Source organism: Mesorhizobium sp. WSM4935 (assembly GCF_029625735.1).
Lineage (GTDB): Bacteria > Pseudomonadota > Alphaproteobacteria > Rhizobiales > Rhizobiaceae > Mesorhizobium.
Map to the genome: position 1 here is coordinate 219,844 of NZ_JARTVR010000008.1, position 17,176 is coordinate 237,019.

Sequence of the window (17,176 nt, forward strand, 5' to 3'; positions counted from 1 at the left end):
CAGCCATCAGCCATGCTGCAGCGGGCCGTCGGAAATCGCGTCGCGGATCTCCTTGTCCGACATGCCGGTGATGACGCGCTCGACCTCGGCGACGGTGGTCTTTTTCGGGTCGATGTCATCGGCAACCACCTTGCCGCGGCGCATCACCACGATGCGGTCGACCACCTGGAAAACGTGATGGATGTTATGCGCGATGAAGATGCAGGAGTGCCCGGAATCGCGGGCACTGCGCACGAAGCTCAGGACGCCTTGCGTCTCGGCGACGCCGAGATTGTTGGTCGGCTCGTCGAGGATGATGAGGTCGCTGTCGAAATGCATGGCCCGGGCGATCGCCACGGCCTGCCGCTCGCCGCCCGATAACGAGCCGATCGGCGTCGCCGGCGGGATGTTTTTGGTGATGCCGACTTGCCGCAGAAGGTCGCGCGCCACCGCGTTCATCGCCTCCTGGTCCATGCGGTTCAAGAAGCGCGGCGGCTTGATCGGCTCGCGCCCGAGGAACAGGTTGCGGGCGATCGACAGCTGCGTGACTAGCGCCGAGTCCTGGTAGATCGTCTCGATGCCATGCGCGATGGCGTCGCTGGTCGAGCGCAGCGTCACCCTCCTGCCGCGGATGAAGATGTCGCCGCTGGTCAGCGGCACGGCGCCCGACAGCACCTTGATCAGCGTCGACTTGCCGGCGCCGTTGTCGCCGAGCAGGCCGACGATCTCCCTTTCGTTGACGTGGAAATTGGCGTCCACCAGCGCCTGCACGCGCCCGTAGGACTTGCGGATGTTTTCCATGCGGATCAGAGGCTCGGCCATTGTCTTAAGTCCCTGCCTGGTGCCGGCGCTCGAGCCATGAATGCAGCGCCATCATGCCGAGGATGATCGCGCCGATAAAGATATTGTAGGCAAGCCCGGGCACGCCGATTAGCACGATGCCGTTGCGCATCACGCGCAGAATCAGGATGCCGAGCACCGTGCCGATGATGGTGCCGCGCCCGCCGGTCAGCGCCGTGCCGCCGATCACCACCATGGCGATGACCTCGAGCTCGTAGCCCGTGCCGCTGTTGGGGTTGGCCGCGGATGTGCGCAATGACGAGATGACGCCGGCGAGCGAGGCCATCACCGCCGAGAGGATGAACAGGCCGACCTTGACGCGGTTGACGTTGACGCCGCGCGCGCGGGCAGCGTTCGGATTGCCTCCCGCCGCCTGGATCCAGTTGCCGGTCCGGCTCTGCGTCAGCACATAGCCCAGGATGATCGCGGCGCCGATGAACCAGAACAGCGAGGCGTAGATGCGGAACGGTCCGACATAGAAATCGCCCACCAGGATGTTCGCCAGCCAGCTGCCCTCCGCGCTCCAGGTGCGCTGCGGGAAGCCGTCGGTGATGAACAATGCCGAGCCGCGCACGACCAAAAGCATACCGAGCGTCACCAGGAAGGACGGGATCTTGAGCTGGGTGACGAACCAGCCGTTCACCAGCCCGATCAGCGCCGCAACGATCAGCGCGACCAGCAGTCCCAGTTCCAGCGAGGTGACGCCGCCATTGTAGAGCGTCCACATCAGCACCGGCGAGAAGCCGAACAGCGAGCCGACGGAAAGGTCGAATTCGCCCGAGGTCATCAGGAGCGTCATCGCCAGCGCGATCAGGCCGAGCTCGACGGTAAAGGCGAGGATGTTGGAGATGTTCTGCGGCGACAGGAAATCGGGGTTAATGCCCCAGAAGACGACGAGCTCGACGACGAGCAGCACCAGCGGACCGAATTCCGGCCGCGCGATCAGGCGTTGGATGACAGAACGGTTTTCCATTGAACCCGCGACGTTACGGCCGGCCTGCCTGGTCGAGGCGGGCGCGGCGGGACAGGAAAAAGGCGGCCGCGACCGGGTGAAGTCGCGACCGTTCAATTTCACGGATTACTTGCCGGACAGGATCTTGTCGTAGACGCCGGCGGTATCCTTTTCATAGAGCGCGCCGGTAATCACGTTGAAGCCCGGAGGAATGCCGGCCGAGGCCATCGCCGCCATCGACAGCGCGATGTAGCTGGTTGCCTGCGGGTCCTGCCACTGCGCGGCGTTGACATAGCCGTTCAGCACTTCCTGCGTGGTGTCGAGCGAGTTGCCCCAACCGACGACCGGAATTTCGCCCGGCTTGACGCCGACCTGGTCGAACACGCGCTTGATCGAGCCGGTGACGAGGTCGCCGAGGCCGATGATCGCCTTCACCTTGCCCTTGTGGGCGGTGAGATAATCGACCATGCGGTTGATCACCTCAGCCTGGTCGAGCGTCGCTTCGGTCACCTCATAGGTGATGCCGAGCGGCTCGAACACGCTCTTGATACCTTCCTCTTCCTGCACGCCATAAGTGGCTCCGGGGACCTCGACGGGCATCCAGACGAAATCGCCCTTCTTCACCAGGCCCTTGTCGACCAGGTATTGCGCCCAGTGCTTGCCGAAGGTGACGTTGTCGCCGCCGACATAGGCGTTGAAATTGGCCTTCGGGTCGGGCGTGTTGAAGTTGATGATCGGGATGTTGGCCGCGCGCGCTTCCTTGACGATCTCGACAAGGCTGCCCGGATCGGGGCTGGTGGTGACGATACCGTCGGCCTTGGCCGAGATCGCGGCGCGGACGGCCTCCTGCTGCGAGGCCACGTCGCCATTGTGGAAGGACGTATTGACCTTGTTGCCGGTGTCATCAGCCCATTGCTTGGCGCCGGCCAGGAAGTAGGTCCAGACCGGATCGGCCGGGCCGCCATGCGAAATCCAGTAGAACGTCTTGGCCTCGGCCATCGCCGGAATGGCGAGCATGGCGATCAAGCCAAGCACGAGCAGTCTCAGCCTCGATAGCATTCGATTTCCTCCCATGTTGAAACTCTCCTCCTGGATCAGCGCGACGCGGCCTTGGACCGCGTCTCCTGCCGGCGCCGATCGGAACGTCTAGAGCATTCTCTTTTTCCGGCGCTGGCAAGCCTCCATCGCCAATGGATGTTGGGTGAGGCGCGCGCGCCATCAGCAATCCCATCAGATTGCATCAGCTGCGATGATTTTCGGGGGCAAGCGGCGGCATCGGCCTATCGCCGCGCGGATTGGCCTCCAGGCAAGGCTTGCTGGTGCGGCGTTAGATAAGGCCCGCCCTCGCCAGGTCGCGCATCAGGTGGCTGGCGCCGTAGGTCCAGTGCGGGCAGTCGGGCGACAGCCGCACGCGGTTGACAAGCGCGCCAAGTTTTTCCGACGAGATGGTGACGATGTCGCCGATCTTGTGCGTAAAACCCTTGCCCTTCTCGCCGCGATCCTTCGAAGGCACGAACATGGTGCCAAGGTAGAGCGCCAGCCCGTCGGGATACTGATGGTGCGGGCCCATCGCGGCCTTGACCAACTCCTCGGGCGAACGGCTGATTTCCGCCATCGAGCTTGCGCCCTCCAGCGAGAAGCCGTCCTCGCCCTCGACGCTGAGCCGCACTGTGGCGCGTTTGACGTCGTCGATTGCGAAGGTCTCGTCGAACAGCCGGATGAAGGGTCCGAGGGAGGCGGAAGCGTTGTTGTCCTTGGCCTTGCCGAGCAGCAGCGCCGAGCGTCCCTCGACGTCGCGCAGATTGACGTCGTTGCCGAGCGTGGCGCCGACGATGCGGCCGGAGCTGTCGGCGATCATGGCGATCTCCGGCTCCGGATTGTTCCAGGTGGAGACCGGATGCAGCCCGACATCGGCGCCGAAGCCGACGGAGGCCAGCGGCTGGCATTTGGTGAAGATCTCGGCATCGGGGCCGATTCCCACTTCCAGATATTGCGACCAGGCGCCGCGCGAAATCAGCTTGGCCTTGATCTCCATCGCTTCCGGCGAGCCGGGCTTGAGCTTCGAGAGATCGTGGCCGATCAGCCCGGCGATGTCGGCGCGGATGGCGTCCGCCTTTTCCGCCGAACCGCGCGCCTGCTCCTCGATGACGCGTTCCAGCAGGCTGACGACAAAGGTGACGCCCGAAGCTTTCACCGCCTGCAGGTCGACGGGCGAAAGCAGGATCGGCTTTCCCGCGTCGCGCCCGGCTTCGAAGCTGTTCGCAGCGATACTGGCAAGCGCGCCGATCGCCTTGCCTTTGGCCGAGCGCACATAACCAGCCGGATCCTTCAATTCGCAAAGGTCGCGCACCGTGGGCGCCGTGCTCGACGTGATGTCGATCACCTCGCCGTCCCGCACCGTCACCACCAGCGGATGGGAAGCGGCGCTGGTCTTGGCGCGGCCGACGAAAAGTCCGTCGGCGGGCAGGCGGGTTGGATCGGTCATGGCGATGTTCCTCTCGATTTTTCGCGCGCGGCACTTTTCCCCGATTTCGTGGAAACGTCTATCCCGCCAGTCGCAACATTTAGGCCATCACTGTGCTGTCACACAGCCGCGGCCGAACTGGCCTATCGAAGCGCTCTTTCAAGTTTGTGAAATCGGCAATAGGATTTTCACGAAGTTCCAGCGCGTAGGTGACCTCTTTGGCCGCAGCCTTTTCCGATCCGATCTGGCAAAAGCCGCAGGCAGCCGCGGCATTTCAGTCGGAACTGTCGGCCGGCGGTAGGCGGGATGCGGTGATCGTCGGCGGCGGCATTATGGGCCTTTCGACCGCGCTGCATGCGGCTCGCGCCGGGCTCTCGGTCCAGGTGCTGGACGCCGGCGCGATCGGGCAGGGCGCTTCGGGCCTCAATGGCGGCCAGGTTATTCCCGGCCTCAAATATGATCCTGAATGGCTGATCGAGCATTTCGGCAAAGAGCGCGGCGAGGCTCTGGTCGACTTCGCCGCCTCAACGGCTGATGCGGTATTCGATGTGATCCGCAACGAGAAGCTCGCCGTGCCGTTCACCCGCAACGGCTGGATCCAGGCCGCCCACACCGAGACCGCGCTGAAGGCCGCGGCCAACCGCGACCGCCAATGGCGGGCGCGCGGCGCCGACGTCGAGCTGCTGGACCGGACCGAGATCGCGGCGATGACCGGCGCCAAAGGCTATCTTGGCGGCTGGCTCGACCGCCGCGCCGGCGTCATCGATCCGCTGTCCTACACGCTCGAACTCGCCCGCGTCGCCTCGGCCGCCGGCGTTAAGATCGCCGAACACCAGAAGGTGGTGAAACTCGGGAAGGAGGCCGGCCTATGGCTGGTTTCGACACAGGATGGGACCGAGCTGCGCGCGAAGGCGGTCGTGCTCGCCACCAACGCTTATACCGACGGTCTTCTGCCGAGCCTTGCGCAAACAATCGTGCCGCTGCATTCCTTCCAGATCGCCACCGCGCCGCTCCCGGCCGAGCTTGCCGCAAGCATCCTGCCGGGCGGGCAGGCCGTTTCCGATTCCCGTCGCATCCTGGTCTACTACCGCAAAAGCCCCGATGGCCGCATGGTGCTGGGCGGCCGCGGCCGCATGGCGCTGCCTTCCAGTTCTGCCGACTGGGCGCATTGCGAACGCGCGCTCATCCGCCTCTATCCGGCGCTTGCCGGCATCGCCATCGAAAAGCGTTGGTTCGGCCGCGTGGCGCTGACTCCGGATCACCTGCCGCATCTGCATGAGCCGGAAAAGGGCCTGCTCGCGGTCGTTGGCTGCCAGGGCAGGGGCGTCGGGCTGATGAGCGCGCTGGGCAAGCGCATGGCGAATTATCTTGCCAGCGATGATGCAAGGCAATTGCCGTTCCCGCTGTCGCCGATCCGGCCGATCCCGTTCCATGCTTTTCGCCAGGTCGGCGTCGCCGCGGCAATCACCTGGTATCGCATGCTGGACGCCTTCGAGCGCTGAGCCCAACAAATGCGGTGCACAAGCGATTCTGCTTGACAGTTTCATGAATATGAAAAAGCATTGGTCGATTTCAAAAAAATCGATGGGCAGCCCCGAAAAAGGCGGTCATATGTCCACCATCGTTGCAGCGCGGCCATCGCCGGAAACCCGCATCTCGCCGGTCTTCCGCTTCGCCATGCTGCTGCCGGGCGGGCTGGTCACATTCTTCCTGATCCTGTTCGCACTCGGCCTTGTGGTCTTCCTCGCCTTCAGGGGAAATGACGGTTCGCTTCTCGGGGTCGGCCTGACGGCGGAGAACTTCGTCACCGTCGCCACCGATCCGCTCTATTGGACGGTGACGCTGCGCTCGCTGGTCATTGCCGGCCTGGTGACGCTGGCGACGGTCGTCACTGCCTATCCGGTTGCCTATTACCTCGCCTTCCATGCCGGTCGTCGCCGCAACCTGCTGCTCTTCCTGGTCACACTGCCGTTCTGGACCAGCTATCTCTTGCGCGTCTTCGCCTGGAAGATCGTGCTTGCCTATAATGGCGTGCTGAACTCGGCCTTCATCGAGACCGGCCTCTGGTCGGAGCCGACGCTCGCCTTTCTCAACACGCCGGCCGCGGTAGTCGTCACGCTCGCCCACGCTTACGCGCCCTTCGCCATCCTCCCCATCTACGTGGCGCTGGACACGATCCCGAAATCGCTGCTCGAAGCCGCCTCTGATCTCGGTGCGCGGCCCTTCACCAGCTTCCGCCGCGTCGTGCTGCCCAATTCGATGCCGGGCGTGCTGGCCGCGGCGCTCGTCGTCTTCGTGCCGACCGTCGGCGACTATGTCACGCCGGCCATGGTCGGCGGCCCGGCCAGCACCATGATCGGCACGCTGATCCAGTCGCAGTTCGGCAAGGCCAATGACTGGCCTTTCGGCGCAGCACTCTCGGTCTGCGTCATGCTGGTGATCCTGTGCGTGGTGCTCGTAGCGCGCGGCGCCGACCGCCGGTTTGGCAGCCGCACATGAGCGCCCGGGCTGACACTAACAACGACGGCCGCTGGCTCGGCCTCTATGTGCTTGGCTATCTCGTCTTCCTCTATCTGCCGGTGCTGCTGATCCCGCTGTTTTCCTTCAACAATTCGATCCAGGCGGCATTCCCGCTGCAAGGCTTCACGCTTGACTGGTACCGCACGCTCTATGGCAATCCGGCGCTCTCCGGCGCCCTGGCCAACAGCCTTGTCATCGGCGTCATCGCCGCCTTCGGCGCGACGCTTTGCGGCATCACCGTCTCCTATATGGACCTCTACGGCCGTTCGCCGCTCGCCGCCACCATCAGCGCCATCGCCCGGCTGCCAATCCTGATCCCCGGCGTCATCGTCGGCATTTCGCTCCTGATCCTGGTCAATCTCATCGGTCTTGGCCCATCGCGTGTCTCGATCGTGCTTGGTCACATCCTCGTTGCGCTGCCGACGACGGTGGTGGTGATGCGCAGCCGCTTCGCCGCTATCCCGAAGACGATCCGCGAGGCGGCGCTCGACCTCGGGGCGTCCGACTGGACGACGTTCCGGCGCGTCATGCTGCCGCTGAGTGCGCCGGCCGTGCTGTCGGCCTTCATGCTCTCTTTCCTGATTTCTTTCGACGAGTTCATCGTGGTCTTTTTCCTCGCCGGCACCGAGCCGACGCTGCCGCTCTACATCTGGAGCCAGCTGCGCTTCCCGCGTTCGTTGCCGACCGTGATGGCGCTGGGCACGGTGATCCTCACCGCGTCCTTCATCATCGCCGGCTCAGCCGAAATCCTTCGCCATCGCGGCCTAGGCGCCGCGCGCCGCAATCCAGCCTGAACCACAACAAAGAAGAGGAGAACGAAAATGACATTCCACCTGAAGTCAATCACCGGATGCAACGCCCGGGCGGGCCTTGCCGCGCTGGCGCTTGCGCTGTCGTCGACGGTCGCTCTGGCCGCCGACAAGCTGCAATATTTCACTTGGTCCGGCTACGAGCTGCCCGACTTCAACAAGAGCTTCCTTGCCGCGCATCCGGACGGTGTCGAGGCGACGATCTTCGGCGACGATGACGATGCCTTCACCAAGGTCAAGGCCGGCTTCCGGCCCGACATCGCGCATCCCTGCTATGACAAGGTGGCGCGCTGGAACAAGGAAGGCCTGCTGCAGCCGATCGACACCAAGCGCATCAAGAACTGGGATTCGATCTTCCCGGTGTTCAAGAACCTGCCCGACCTGCAGGCCGGCGACGGCAAGGTGTGGATGGTGCCGTGGGACTGGGGCAACACCTCGATCCTCTACCGCACCGATCTGGTGAAGAACCCCGAAGCGAGCTGGAACCTTCTGTGGGACAAGCAATATGCCGGCCGCATGGCGACCATCGACGCCGTGCATGACACGCCGATCGTCGCCGCGCTTCTGGCGGGCGTGAACCCTTTCGACATGACGCCGGAGCAGATGGACAAGGTGGCGGCAAAACTGCGCGAGCAACGGCCGCTGCTGTCGAGCTATACCACCGACATGACCTCGGTCGAGCAGGCGCTGGCAAGCGGCCAACTGGTCGCGGCGATGACCTGGAACGCGTCCGCCACGTCGCTGAAGAAGCAGGGCGTGCCGGTTGAGTTCATGAAGCCGAAAGAAGGCATGCTGACCTGGGCCTGCGGCTTCGTCATGCTGAAGGATGCCAAGAACATCGATCTCGCCTACGACTTCATCAACAGCCGGCTCGATGCCGACTCGGGGAAATTCCTGATCCAGTCCTACGGCTATGGCAGCTCGCTCTCGACCGCTTTCGCCGGCGTGTCGAAGGAAGAGCTCGACAAGCTGCAGCTGCCGGCGGATCCGGACGTGATGCTGAAGAGCACCATCTTCACCGGTCCGATGAAGCAGAATGACGATGTGGCCAAGATGTTCGAGAAAGTGAAAGCCGGGGGTTAAGGCCAATTGCCGAAGCTGGTGCTGCCCCCCACCTGCCTGCCGGCATCCTCTCCCCGATAGTGACGGGGAGAGGGGCGCTGTCGCGGGCGATTTCGCCAATCACCAGCTTTGCCGGAAAAGCGCCAGGGCCGCGGCCGGCCCCTTCTCCCCGTCTCTATACGGGGAGAAGTGCCCGGCAGGGCGATGAGGGGCAGCGCCGGCGTCTGGCAAGATAGGAACTCAATCATCAACGCGGCTTGGTCAGAAGCCGGCCTGATTGACTGCAACAGGGACGAGCGAATGGATGTTCTTGACGAAGCGGCGACAAAATCGAAAGACGATGCCGACATCCGCGTCGGCCGGCGCGTGCGGGCGTTGCGCCTGGAGCGCAACCTCTCGCTGGCCGAGCTTGCGGCGAAGGCCGGCATCTCCATCGGCGCGCTCAGCCAGATCGAGCGCGGCATGTCATCGCTGCGCGTCAAGGTGATCTGGCCGCTGGCGGCGGCGCTGGACATCGAACCTTCAGCGCTGATCGCCGACGGCAATGAAGCGGTCAACGACCTCTATTGCGTGCGCGCCGACAAGCGCCGCGCGATCCCGGTGAAATCCGAAGGCATCGCCAAGGCGCTGTTGTCGCCGCCCGCCGCGACGCTCACCGGCATGCTGGTGACGGTCGAGGCCGGCGGCGGCACGGCGGAAGCCTATGCCCATGCCGGCCACGAATTCGGCTTCGTCATGACCGGGGAGGCCGAGCTGGTGGTGGACGCCACGACCTATGTGCTGAAGGCGGGCGACAGCTTTGCCTTCAAGAGCACGCTGCTGCATGCCTTCCGCAACCCTGGCGCCGAGCAGTGCCAGATCCTCTGGGTCAACACCACGAAGCCTTCCGAGGTGCGCGATGGCGCCTGATGCCCCAGAGCAATTCCAGGAAAAGTGTGAAGCGGTTTTCCGTCCGGAATTGCGAGAACCGTTGGTTCGGCTGCAGAGAGTCTCGAAGGTCTTTCCGGGCGGCATCGTTGGCCTTGATGGCGTCGATCTCGACATCGCTCCCGGCGAGTTCCTGACCCTGCTTGGCCCGTCCGGCTGCGGCAAGACCACGAGCCTGCGCGTCATTGCCGGCTTCGAAAGCCCGAGTAGCGGCAACGTCCTGCTTGAAGGCCGCGACATTACCGGGCTGCGACCCTTCGATCGCCCGATCAACACCGTCTTCCAGGACTATGCGCTCTTCCCGCATATGGATGTCGCGGCCAATGTCGGCTTCGGCCTGTCGCTGCGCAAGCTCACCGGCACCGAGCAGGCCAAGCGCATCGGCGGGGCGCTCGAGATGGTCGGCCTGGCCGACAAGATCCGCGCCCGTATCTCCGAGCTTTCCGGCGGACAGCGCCAACGTGTCGCGCTCGCCCGTGCCATCGTCTGTGAGCCGCGCGTGCTTCTGCTCGACGAGCCCCTGTCGGCGCTCGACGCACATTTGCGCGAGCAGATGCAGGTGGAACTGAAGCGGCTGCAGTCGCGGCTCGGCACCACCTTCGTCATGGTCACGCACGACCAGACCGAGGCGCTGTCGATCTCCGACCGCATCGTCGTCATGAACAAGGGCCGGATCGAGCAGATCGCCCCGCCGGCCGCGCTTTACGATCGTCCCGCGACAAGGTTTGTCGCCTCTTTCATCGGCACGATGAACCTGTTGCAGTCGCGCTTTCTCGGCCGCAACGGCGAGCGCCTGCGCTTTGCCGCCGGCGACCTGCCGCTGGAGGCGACCTCAGACACCGGCGAGACGCTCGTCGCCGGCGACACCCGCACCATCGGCGTGCGCCCGGAGGATCTTCTGGTAGTCAGCGAGGCTGGCGAAGGCACCGCGCCGGCGCGGGTCAGCGGCGTCGTCTTCCACGGCCGGACTCTGCGTCTTCATGTCGAGTTAGGGCAGGGGACTCCGATCGTCATCGATGCGCCACGCCGCGCCGACGGTTTTCAATTCGGCGTCGGCGACGTGGCGCATGTCAGCTTGAGGCGCGGCGCCAACTGCCCTGTGCTTTCCAACTGATAGGATAGCGCTGGCTCACGACGCCTTGGCGAAGAATCCCTGATAGTCGGACTTGGCCTGCAGCAGGCGCAGGATGTTCTCACGCGAGCCGCGCACATGCGCGCGAGCGCGCTCGCCTGCCAAAGCGACATCTCCGGCGCAGATCGCGTCGACGATGCCGGCATGTTCCTCGCGGGTGAGCTTCCATTCGTCCAGCCACAGAAGCTCCGTCCAGACATATTGCTGGCATTTGTCGAGAATGCCGCAGAGCATGCCGTGGAGCATCTCGTTACCGCTGATTTCGGCGATCACCCGGTGCAGGTCGATGCCGACCTGCAACTCCTCGAATTTCTCCCTGGTGCTGCGGTCCGGGATCGCCGCCAGCCGTTCGCATTCGGCGAGCATCTCGCGCAGCCTCGCCTTGTCCGCGGCAGTCGCGTTGGCGGCCGCCAGTTCCGTCGCGCGCCCGTCGAGCAACTCGCGTATGTCGAAGGCCTCGCGGAACATGGTCAGGTTGAACTCGGCCACCACATAGCCTTGGCGCGGGCGCCCGATCACCAGCCCGTCGCGCTCCAGCCGGTTGAAGGCCTCGCGCACCGGCGTGCGGCTGACGTTGAGGCGCTCGGCGATCTCGTTCTCCGTCACGCGGCCGCCCGGCGGGATCTGGCCGGTGATGATCAACGCCTTGAGCTTCTCGAACACCGAGTCGCGCAGCGTGTTCTTTCTTTCTTTCAAGCGTTCCGCCTCCAACATTGCGTCACGGATTCGCGAGCTTAGTTCGTTTTAGGCCATGCTTGAACAGGAGCGTTCGTCGGAGGCAATTGCTCCGGCGGAATCGCCATTCTCTGCCCTAACCAAAAACACGAAAACCCGAGTTGACATCGGTCTCCGAAAAATTACACTCAAAATTGTATACAAATTCGCATACCAAATCAACGATAACGGGAACACCGGTTGGAGAAGCGAAAATGACGAAGAGACTCTGTATCCATGGCCTGGCGATCGCCGGGCTGCTCGCCACGGTCGCCGTTCCGGCGTCCGCCGCCGACACAATCACCGTCGCCTCGTGGGGCGGTACCTATCAGGAGGCGCAGACCAAGGCCTTCTTCGATCCGGCGGCCAAGGAACTCGGCATCACCATCAAGCAGGATACCACCAACGGTCTCGACGACGTGCGCCTGCAGGTCACCGGCAACGCCGTCAAATGGGACATCACCGAGCTTGGCGCCGACGAATGCGCGCGTGGCTCCAAGGAAGGCCTGTTCGAGAAGCTCGACTACAACGTCATCGACAAGAGCGGCATCAACCCGAAGCTCGTCCATGACGACTGGGTCGGCATCTCCTACACCTCCGTGGTGCTGATCTACCGCACCGACGTCTTCGGCGACAAAGGGCCGAAGACCTGGGCCGATTTCTGGAACGTCGAGAAATTTCCCGGCCGCCGCGCGCTTTCCGGCAGCCAGTCGACCGAAACGCTGAGCGTTGCGGCTTTGGCCAAGGGCATTCCGATCGACAAGGTCTATCCTGTCGACATCGACGGCGCGCTGCAGTCGGTGGACAAGATCCGCGGCCACATCGATGCCTGGTGGACCTCCGGCGCGCAGGCCATGCAACTCGTCAAGGATGGCGAAGTCGACATGGCCAGCATCTGGAACGGCCGTGCCGGCACTTTGAAGAAGGAAGGGGCACCCGTCAGCTTCTCCTTCGATCAGGGCGTGCTCACCGCTGACTGCATGGTCATCCCGAAGGGCTCGAAGAACAAGGATATCGCGATGAAGGCGCTGGCCAAATTCGTCAGTCCCGACCTCCAGGCCAACCTGCCTCTCTATGTCGATAACGGCCCGGCCAACGAGAAGGCCTTCGAGACCGGCAAGATCCCGCAGGACCGCATCAAGGACATCAATTCCTCGCCCGAGAACGTCAAGAAGCAGGTGCTGCAGGATCCGGAATTCTGGCGCGACACACTCGTCGAGGCGACCGAGAAGTTCAACAACCTGATCCAGCAATAGCGACCCTATCGGAGCGGTGTCCACGCGGCGCCGCTCCGCGTCGTTCCGCCAAAATGATCCGGAGTTGAAGGAGATGCTCTTGTCTCTCGCGCAGTCCGCGCTTCCCATCGGCATCAGCGGTATCGAGAAGCGCTTCGGCGGCCTGTCGGTCCTGCACGATCTTGGCCTCGATGTGGCGGCGGGCGAATTCCTGACGCTGCTCGGGCCATCCGGCTCGGGAAAGACGACGCTCTTGATGATTCTGGCCGGCTTTGTGCGGGCCAATGCCGGCTCCATCAAGGTCGGAGGCGAGGAGATCATCACCATGCCACCGCATAAGCGCAATATCGGCATGGTGTTCCAGAACTATGCGCTGTTCCCGCATATGAACGTCTTCCACAACATTGCCTTTCCGCTGAAGCAGCGGCGCGTATCTGCGGCTGAAACGACAGAGCGCGTCGAGCGGGCGCTGGATCTTGTGCAACTGAAGGGCCTCGGCGAGCGCCGCGTCGACCAGCTCTCCGGCGGCCAGCGCCAGCGCGTGGCCTTGGCCCGCGCCATCGTCTTCGAGCCGCGCATCGTTTTGATGGACGAGCCGCTGTCGGCGCTGGACAAGAGCCTGCGCGAGCACATGCAGATCGAGCTGCGCAACCTGCATCGAAGGCTCGGCATGACGACTGTCTACGTCACGCACGACCAGCGCGAGGCGATCACCATGTCGGACCGCATCGCCGTCATGAATGCCGGACGCATCGAGCAGATCGATCAGCCTGAAGCGCTCTACGCCAGGCCGAAGACAAAGTTCGTTGCCGGCTTCATCGGCGAATCCAGCTTCATTCCGGTCGAATGCCGCGATGGCGGCGTCTGGCATGAAGGCGGCAAGCTGCGCATGAAGGATCCGATGCCTTCCCCCGGCCGGTATTCGATGGTGGTGCGACCGGAAAAGCTGCGCGTGGTGGCAGGCGAACCCACCGGCGACGTCAATGCGCTCGCGGCGACGGTCGGCGACGTCATCTATCAAGGCGACAGCTTCGTCTGTTATGCGACGCTCAAGGACGGGCGCCAGGTGACGTTGCGCGACTATTGCCGTCCCGACGTGCTCGCGAAACTGCCGGCGCCGGGCGAGCCGATCACGCTCGGCATCGATGCGCAGGACGTCGTTCTGGTGGCCGACCAATGAGCGTCGCATCCGCCAGTCTCGATCATGCCGGCCGGCCCGATAGGGCGATCAACGCCGGTGCCTTGCGCGCCGATGCCCGGCGGGAATCGCGCGGCCTGCTAGCGCTTCTGTCGCCCGGGCTGCTTCTGGTCTTCGCCGTCATCATCGTGCCGATCGGCTGGCTGTTCTGGCTTTCGCTGTTCGACGAGACAGGCCAGCTCAGCGCTTCGAACTATGCGCGCTTCTTCGAGCAGGCGTCCTACATCAAGACCTTCGTCACCACCTTCAAGGTGGCCTTCACCGTCACCGGCGCCTGCGTGCTCTTCGGCTATCCGCTGGCCTATATGCTGTCGCAGTTGCCGCGCCGCGCCGCCGGAGTCTGTCTGATCTTCGTCATCCTGCCGTTCTGGACTTCGGTGCTGGTGCGCACCTATGCCTGGCTGGTCATCCTGCAGCGCAAGGGGCTGGTGAACACATGGCTGATCGACCTCGGCGTCATCGGCCAGCCGCTGCCGCTCGCCAATAATTTCGCCGGCGTCGTCATTGGCATGACCCACATTATGCTGCCCTTCCTGGTGCTGCCGCTCTACGCCTCGATGAAGAGCATCGACACCGACTGCCTGCGCGCCGGCATGAATCTCGGCGCCAGCCCCACCGCGACCTTCCGACAGATCTTCCTGCCGCTGTCGCTGCCCGGCCTTGCTTCCGGCGTGGTCATCGTCTTCGTGCTGTGCCTCGGCTTCTTCGTCACGCCGGCGCTGATGGGCGGCGGCAAGGTCATCATGTGGGCGATGCGCATGGAGCAGGCCACCAGCCTCTATTCCAACTGGGGCGCGGGCGCAGCGCTTGGCGTCGTGCTGCTCGCCGTCACGCTGGCTCTGCTAGGCCTCTTCCACTGGCTGCTCGGCACCCGCGCCACCGGAGTTTGGAGTGAGCGATGAGCATGGAGAACAGCCTGCCCATCTCGCATCGGCAACGCCTTTGGCTTTACGCGCTCGGCGGCCTCGTCATGCTGTTCCTGATGGCCCCGTCGGTGATCATCGTTATCATGTCTTTTTCCGGCTCGTCGCTCTTGCAGTTCCCGCCGCAGGAATGGTCGCTGCGCTGGTATGAAAGCTATTTCGGCTCGGTCGAATGGCGCGACGCCACCATCGTGTCGGTCAAGGTTGCAGTGATGACGGCGATCGCCGCAACCTTGCTCGGTACAGCCGCGGCCTACGCCATCAACGCCCGCACGCTGCGGCTGACCGGCGCGATCAACGCGCTGCTCACCGCATCGCTGATCATCCCGGTCATCCTGATCGGCATCGGCACCTTTTTCCTCTATGCCCGTATCGGCCTCAACAACACGCTGACCGGCCTCGTCATCGCGCACACGGTACAGGCGCTGCCGCTGGTCGTGCTGACCGTGCTTTCGGGGCTGAGATCCTACGACATAAACCAGGAGATGGTGGCGCGCAGCCTCGGCGCGGGCCGCTTCTCCGCCTTCTTCCAGGTGACGATGCCGCAAATAAGATTCTCGATCGTCTCGGGCGCGCTGTTTGCCTTCATCACCTCCTTCGACGAGGTGGTGGTGTCGCTGTTCATCTCGGGCGGCGAGACCACGACGCTGACGCGGCGCATGTTCAATGCCCTGCGCGACCAGATCGATCCGACGATCGCCGCCATTTCGACTTGCCTGATCGTGCTATCGATCGTCTTGTTGTCCGCCGCCCAGCTTTTCGGCCGCGGACGTTGAATGCAGGGATACCTAGAACAGCATGCGTGACTTCCAGTTTCCAGGCCGCTCGCCGGTCCGCGCCACCGAGGCCATGGCCGCGACATCGCATCCGCTCGCCACGCTTGCGGCCATCGACATGCTGCGCTCCGGCGGCAACGCCATGGACGCCGCGGTTTGCGCGGCGGCGGTGCAGGCGGTGGTCGAACCGCAATCGACCGGCATCGGCGGCGACTGTTTTGTCCTCTATTGCCCGAAGGGCGAGGGCAATATGCTTGCCTTCAACGGCTCCGGTCGCGCGCCCAAGGCCGCGACGGTCGACTGGTATCTGGAGAATGGCTTCAACGAGCTCCCGAAACAGGGCCCGCACGCGGTCACCATTCCAGGCGCCGTAGACGCCTGGTGCCGGCTGCTGGAAGACCATGGCCGCAAGGGTATTGAAGACGCGCTCGCCCCGGCCATCCGTTACGCGGAAGACGGCTATGTGGTGCATGACCGCGTCGCCTTCGACTGGGAGGACCCCGAGACCGACCTAGCGGCCGATGAGGTGGCAACGCGCATCTTCCTGCCTGGCGGCAAGCCGCCGAAGGCGGGTGATATCCATCGCCAACCAGAGTTGGCGGAGACCTTGCGCATCATCGCCAGAAAAGGCCGCGCCGGTTTTTATGAAGGGGAGGTCGCGGGCGACCTCGTCGGACGGCTTCGCGCGCTTGGTGGCCTGCATACGCTCGACGATTTCGCCGCCACGAAGGGCGACTACCGGACCCCGGTCAGCACCTCCTATCGCGGCTACGGCATCCACCAGATGCCGCCGAACAACCAGGGCCTGACCGCGCTTTTGATGCTGAACCTGCTCTCGGGCTTCGATCTGGGCAAGCTCGATCCGGGCGGCACCACGCGCCTGCATATCGAGATCGAGGCGGGCCGGCTCGCCTACCAGGATCGCGATGCGTTTTTCGCCGACCAGGACCATGTCGACGTACCGGTCAACGCGCTGCTTTCGGGCACCTATGCCGACAGCTTGCGCGCTGCGATCGACCCTGAGCGCGCCATGACCCATTTGCCGCGCCTCGATCTTCCGGGCAGCGACACGGTCTATATCAGCGTCGTCGACCGTGACCGCAACGCGGTGAGTTTCATCAACTCGACCTATTACTCCTTCGGCAGCGGCGTTGTCGGTCCGAAGACCGGCGTCGTGCTGCAGAACCGTGGTTCCAGCTTCCGCCTCGATCCGAAGCACCCGAACGCGATCGCGCCAGGCAAGCGGCCGCTGCACACGATTATGCCGGGCATGATGACGAAGGATGGCCGCGCCATGATGCCCTTCGGCGTCATGGGCGGCGGCTACCAGCCCTTCGGCCATGTGCATCTTTTGACCAACATGATCGACTTCGGCATGGACCCGCAGCAGGCGATCGATGCGGCGCGCGTGTTCTACAATCACGACGTCGTCGAGGCCGAGCGCAGCGTGCGCGCCGAGACGATCGAAGGTCTGCGCCGGCTTGGCCACAAAGTGGTCGAGCCCGGTCACCCGCTGGGCGGCGGTCAAGCGGTGTTGATCGATTGGGAAAAGGGCACTCTTACCGGCGCGTCCGATCCACGCAAGGACGGGTTGGCGCTTGGATACTGAGCAGCCCTTTGCTGGACATAGGCCGATCGTTCGAAA

General features: G+C 63.9%; 16 protein-coding genes. 11 read left to right on the forward strand and 5 right to left on the reverse strand.

The annotated features are described in order from the left end of the window. Positions 1 to 6: 6 nt before the first annotated feature. From P9273_RS19900 to P9273_RS19915, 4 genes are all read right to left on the reverse strand, one after another. Positions 7 to 801, reverse strand: a complete 795-nt coding sequence (locus P9273_RS19900) for an ATP-binding cassette domain-containing protein (RefSeq protein WP_278050420.1) — start codon at positions 799 to 801, stop codon at positions 7 to 9. A 4-nt stretch (positions 802 to 805) separates the two neighbouring features. Next, entirely contained in the window at positions 806 to 1,792 is a 987-nt protein-coding gene (locus P9273_RS19905; protein ID WP_278050421.1) for an ABC transporter permease, read from the reverse strand. Positions 1,793 to 1,897: 105 nt separating this feature from the next. Next, positions 1,898 to 2,830 carry a substrate-binding domain-containing protein gene (locus P9273_RS19910; protein ID WP_040997995.1) on the reverse strand — a complete coding sequence of 311 codons (933 nt, stop codon included), beginning with the start codon at positions 2,828 to 2,830 and terminating at the stop codon, positions 1,898 to 1,900. 268 nt (positions 2,831 to 3,098) lie between these two features. Then, positions 3,099 to 4,256: a fumarylacetoacetate hydrolase family protein gene (locus P9273_RS19915; RefSeq protein ID WP_278050422.1), complete on the reverse strand. Its 1,158-nt coding sequence runs from the start codon at positions 4,254 to 4,256 to the stop codon at positions 3,099 to 3,101. Between the two features lie 197 nt (positions 4,257 to 4,453). On the opposite strand from P9273_RS19915, the gene P9273_RS19920 reads away from it, so the two are divergent. The 6 genes from P9273_RS19920 to P9273_RS19945 all read left to right on the forward strand — a co-directional run bounded on the left by P9273_RS19920 (position 4,454) and on the right by P9273_RS19945 (position 10,667). Then, positions 4,454 to 5,737, forward strand: coding sequence for an NAD(P)/FAD-dependent oxidoreductase (locus P9273_RS19920; RefSeq protein WP_278050423.1), 1,284 nt, complete (start codon positions 4,454 to 4,456; stop codon positions 5,735 to 5,737). 109 nt (positions 5,738 to 5,846) lie between these two features. Then, positions 5,847 to 6,734, forward strand: coding sequence for an ABC transporter permease (locus P9273_RS19925; RefSeq protein WP_278050424.1), 888 nt, complete (start codon positions 5,847 to 5,849; stop codon positions 6,732 to 6,734). Beyond that, positions 6,731 to 7,549 carry an ABC transporter permease gene (locus P9273_RS19930; RefSeq protein ID WP_278050425.1) on the forward strand — a complete coding sequence of 273 codons (819 nt, stop codon included), beginning with the start codon at positions 6,731 to 6,733 and terminating at the stop codon, positions 7,547 to 7,549. Before P9273_RS19925 ends, P9273_RS19930 begins: the two co-directional genes overlap by 4 nt. 27 nt (positions 7,550 to 7,576) lie before the next feature. Next, positions 7,577 to 8,647, forward strand: a complete 1,071-nt coding sequence (locus P9273_RS19935; RefSeq protein WP_278050426.1) for an ABC transporter substrate-binding protein — start codon at positions 7,577 to 7,579, stop codon at positions 8,645 to 8,647. Positions 8,648 to 8,926: 279 nt separating this feature from the next. Then, positions 8,927 to 9,535, forward strand: a complete 609-nt coding sequence (locus P9273_RS19940; RefSeq protein ID WP_278050427.1) for a cupin domain-containing protein — start codon at positions 8,927 to 8,929, stop codon at positions 9,533 to 9,535. A gap of 61 nt (positions 9,536 to 9,596) precedes the next feature. Further along, on the forward strand, positions 9,597 to 10,667 hold the full coding sequence (locus P9273_RS19945) for an ABC transporter ATP-binding protein (RefSeq protein WP_278050428.1): 1,071 nt from the start codon (positions 9,597 to 9,599) through the stop codon (positions 10,665 to 10,667). Positions 10,668 to 10,682: 15 nt separating this feature from the next. On the opposite strand, the gene P9273_RS19950 is transcribed toward P9273_RS19945, so the two are convergent. Next, positions 10,683 to 11,381, reverse strand: a complete 699-nt coding sequence (locus P9273_RS19950; RefSeq protein WP_278050429.1) for a GntR family transcriptional regulator — start codon at positions 11,379 to 11,381, stop codon at positions 10,683 to 10,685. Positions 11,382 to 11,614: 233 nt separating this feature from the next. Between P9273_RS19950 and P9273_RS19955 the strand changes: the two genes are divergently transcribed. From P9273_RS19955 to ggt, 5 genes are all read left to right on the forward strand, one after another. Next, positions 11,615 to 12,655 carry an ABC transporter substrate-binding protein gene (locus P9273_RS19955; protein WP_278050430.1) on the forward strand — a complete coding sequence of 347 codons (1,041 nt, stop codon included), beginning with the start codon at positions 11,615 to 11,617 and terminating at the stop codon, positions 12,653 to 12,655. A 79-nt stretch (positions 12,656 to 12,734) separates the two neighbouring features. Beyond that, complete coding sequence (locus P9273_RS19960) at positions 12,735 to 13,814, forward strand: ABC transporter ATP-binding protein (protein ID WP_040998175.1); 1,080 nt, start codon at positions 12,735 to 12,737, stop codon at positions 13,812 to 13,814. Next, positions 13,811 to 14,734, forward strand: a complete 924-nt coding sequence (locus P9273_RS19965; RefSeq protein ID WP_278050431.1) for an ABC transporter permease — start codon at positions 13,811 to 13,813, stop codon at positions 14,732 to 14,734. Before P9273_RS19960 ends, P9273_RS19965 begins: the two co-directional genes overlap by 4 nt. After that, a complete protein-coding gene (locus P9273_RS19970; RefSeq protein ID WP_278050432.1) occupies positions 14,731 to 15,531 on the forward strand; it encodes an ABC transporter permease in 801 nt (266 codons plus the stop codon). Before P9273_RS19965 ends, P9273_RS19970 begins: the two co-directional genes overlap by 4 nt. Positions 15,532 to 15,553: 22 nt before the next feature. Continuing rightward, the gene (gene ggt / locus P9273_RS19975; RefSeq protein ID WP_278050433.1) at positions 15,554 to 17,140 is read left to right on the forward strand and encodes a gamma-glutamyltransferase; all 1,587 of its coding nucleotides are present in this window, start codon (positions 15,554 to 15,556) and stop codon (positions 17,138 to 17,140) included. Positions 17,141 to 17,176: the final 36 nt, after the last annotated feature.

Bases quoted from the DNA above. Each gene is read 5' to 3' on its own strand.
- P9273_RS19955 (WP_278050430.1), top strand. From the start codon at position 11,615: ATGACGAAGAGACTCTGTATCCATGGCCTGGCGATCGCCGGGCTGCTC.
- P9273_RS19900 (WP_278050420.1), bottom strand. From the start codon at position 801: ATGGCCGAGCCTCTGATCCGCATGGAAAACATCCGCAAGTCCTACGGG.
- P9273_RS19925 (WP_278050424.1), top strand. From the start codon at position 5,847: ATGTCCACCATCGTTGCAGCGCGGCCATCGCCGGAAACCCGCATCTCG.
- P9273_RS19935 (WP_278050426.1), top strand. From the start codon at position 7,577: ATGACATTCCACCTGAAGTCAATCACCGGATGCAACGCCCGGGCGGGC.
- P9273_RS19915 (WP_278050422.1), bottom strand. From the start codon at position 4,256: ATGACCGATCCAACCCGCCTGCCCGCCGACGGACTTTTCGTCGGCCGC.
- P9273_RS19940 (WP_278050427.1), top strand. From the start codon at position 8,927: ATGGATGTTCTTGACGAAGCGGCGACAAAATCGAAAGACGATGCCGAC.
- P9273_RS19970 (WP_278050432.1), top strand. From the start codon at position 14,731: ATGAGCATGGAGAACAGCCTGCCCATCTCGCATCGGCAACGCCTTTGG.
- P9273_RS19930 (WP_278050425.1), top strand. From the start codon at position 6,731: ATGAGCGCCCGGGCTGACACTAACAACGACGGCCGCTGGCTCGGCCTC.
- P9273_RS19905 (WP_278050421.1), bottom strand. From the start codon at position 1,792: ATGGAAAACCGTTCTGTCATCCAACGCCTGATCGCGCGGCCGGAATTC.
- P9273_RS19965 (WP_278050431.1), top strand. From the start codon at position 13,811: ATGAGCGTCGCATCCGCCAGTCTCGATCATGCCGGCCGGCCCGATAGG.
- ggt (WP_278050433.1), top strand. From the start codon at position 15,554: ATGCGTGACTTCCAGTTTCCAGGCCGCTCGCCGGTCCGCGCCACCGAG.
- P9273_RS19910 (WP_040997995.1), bottom strand. From the start codon at position 2,830: ATGCTATCGAGGCTGAGACTGCTCGTGCTTGGCTTGATCGCCATGCTC.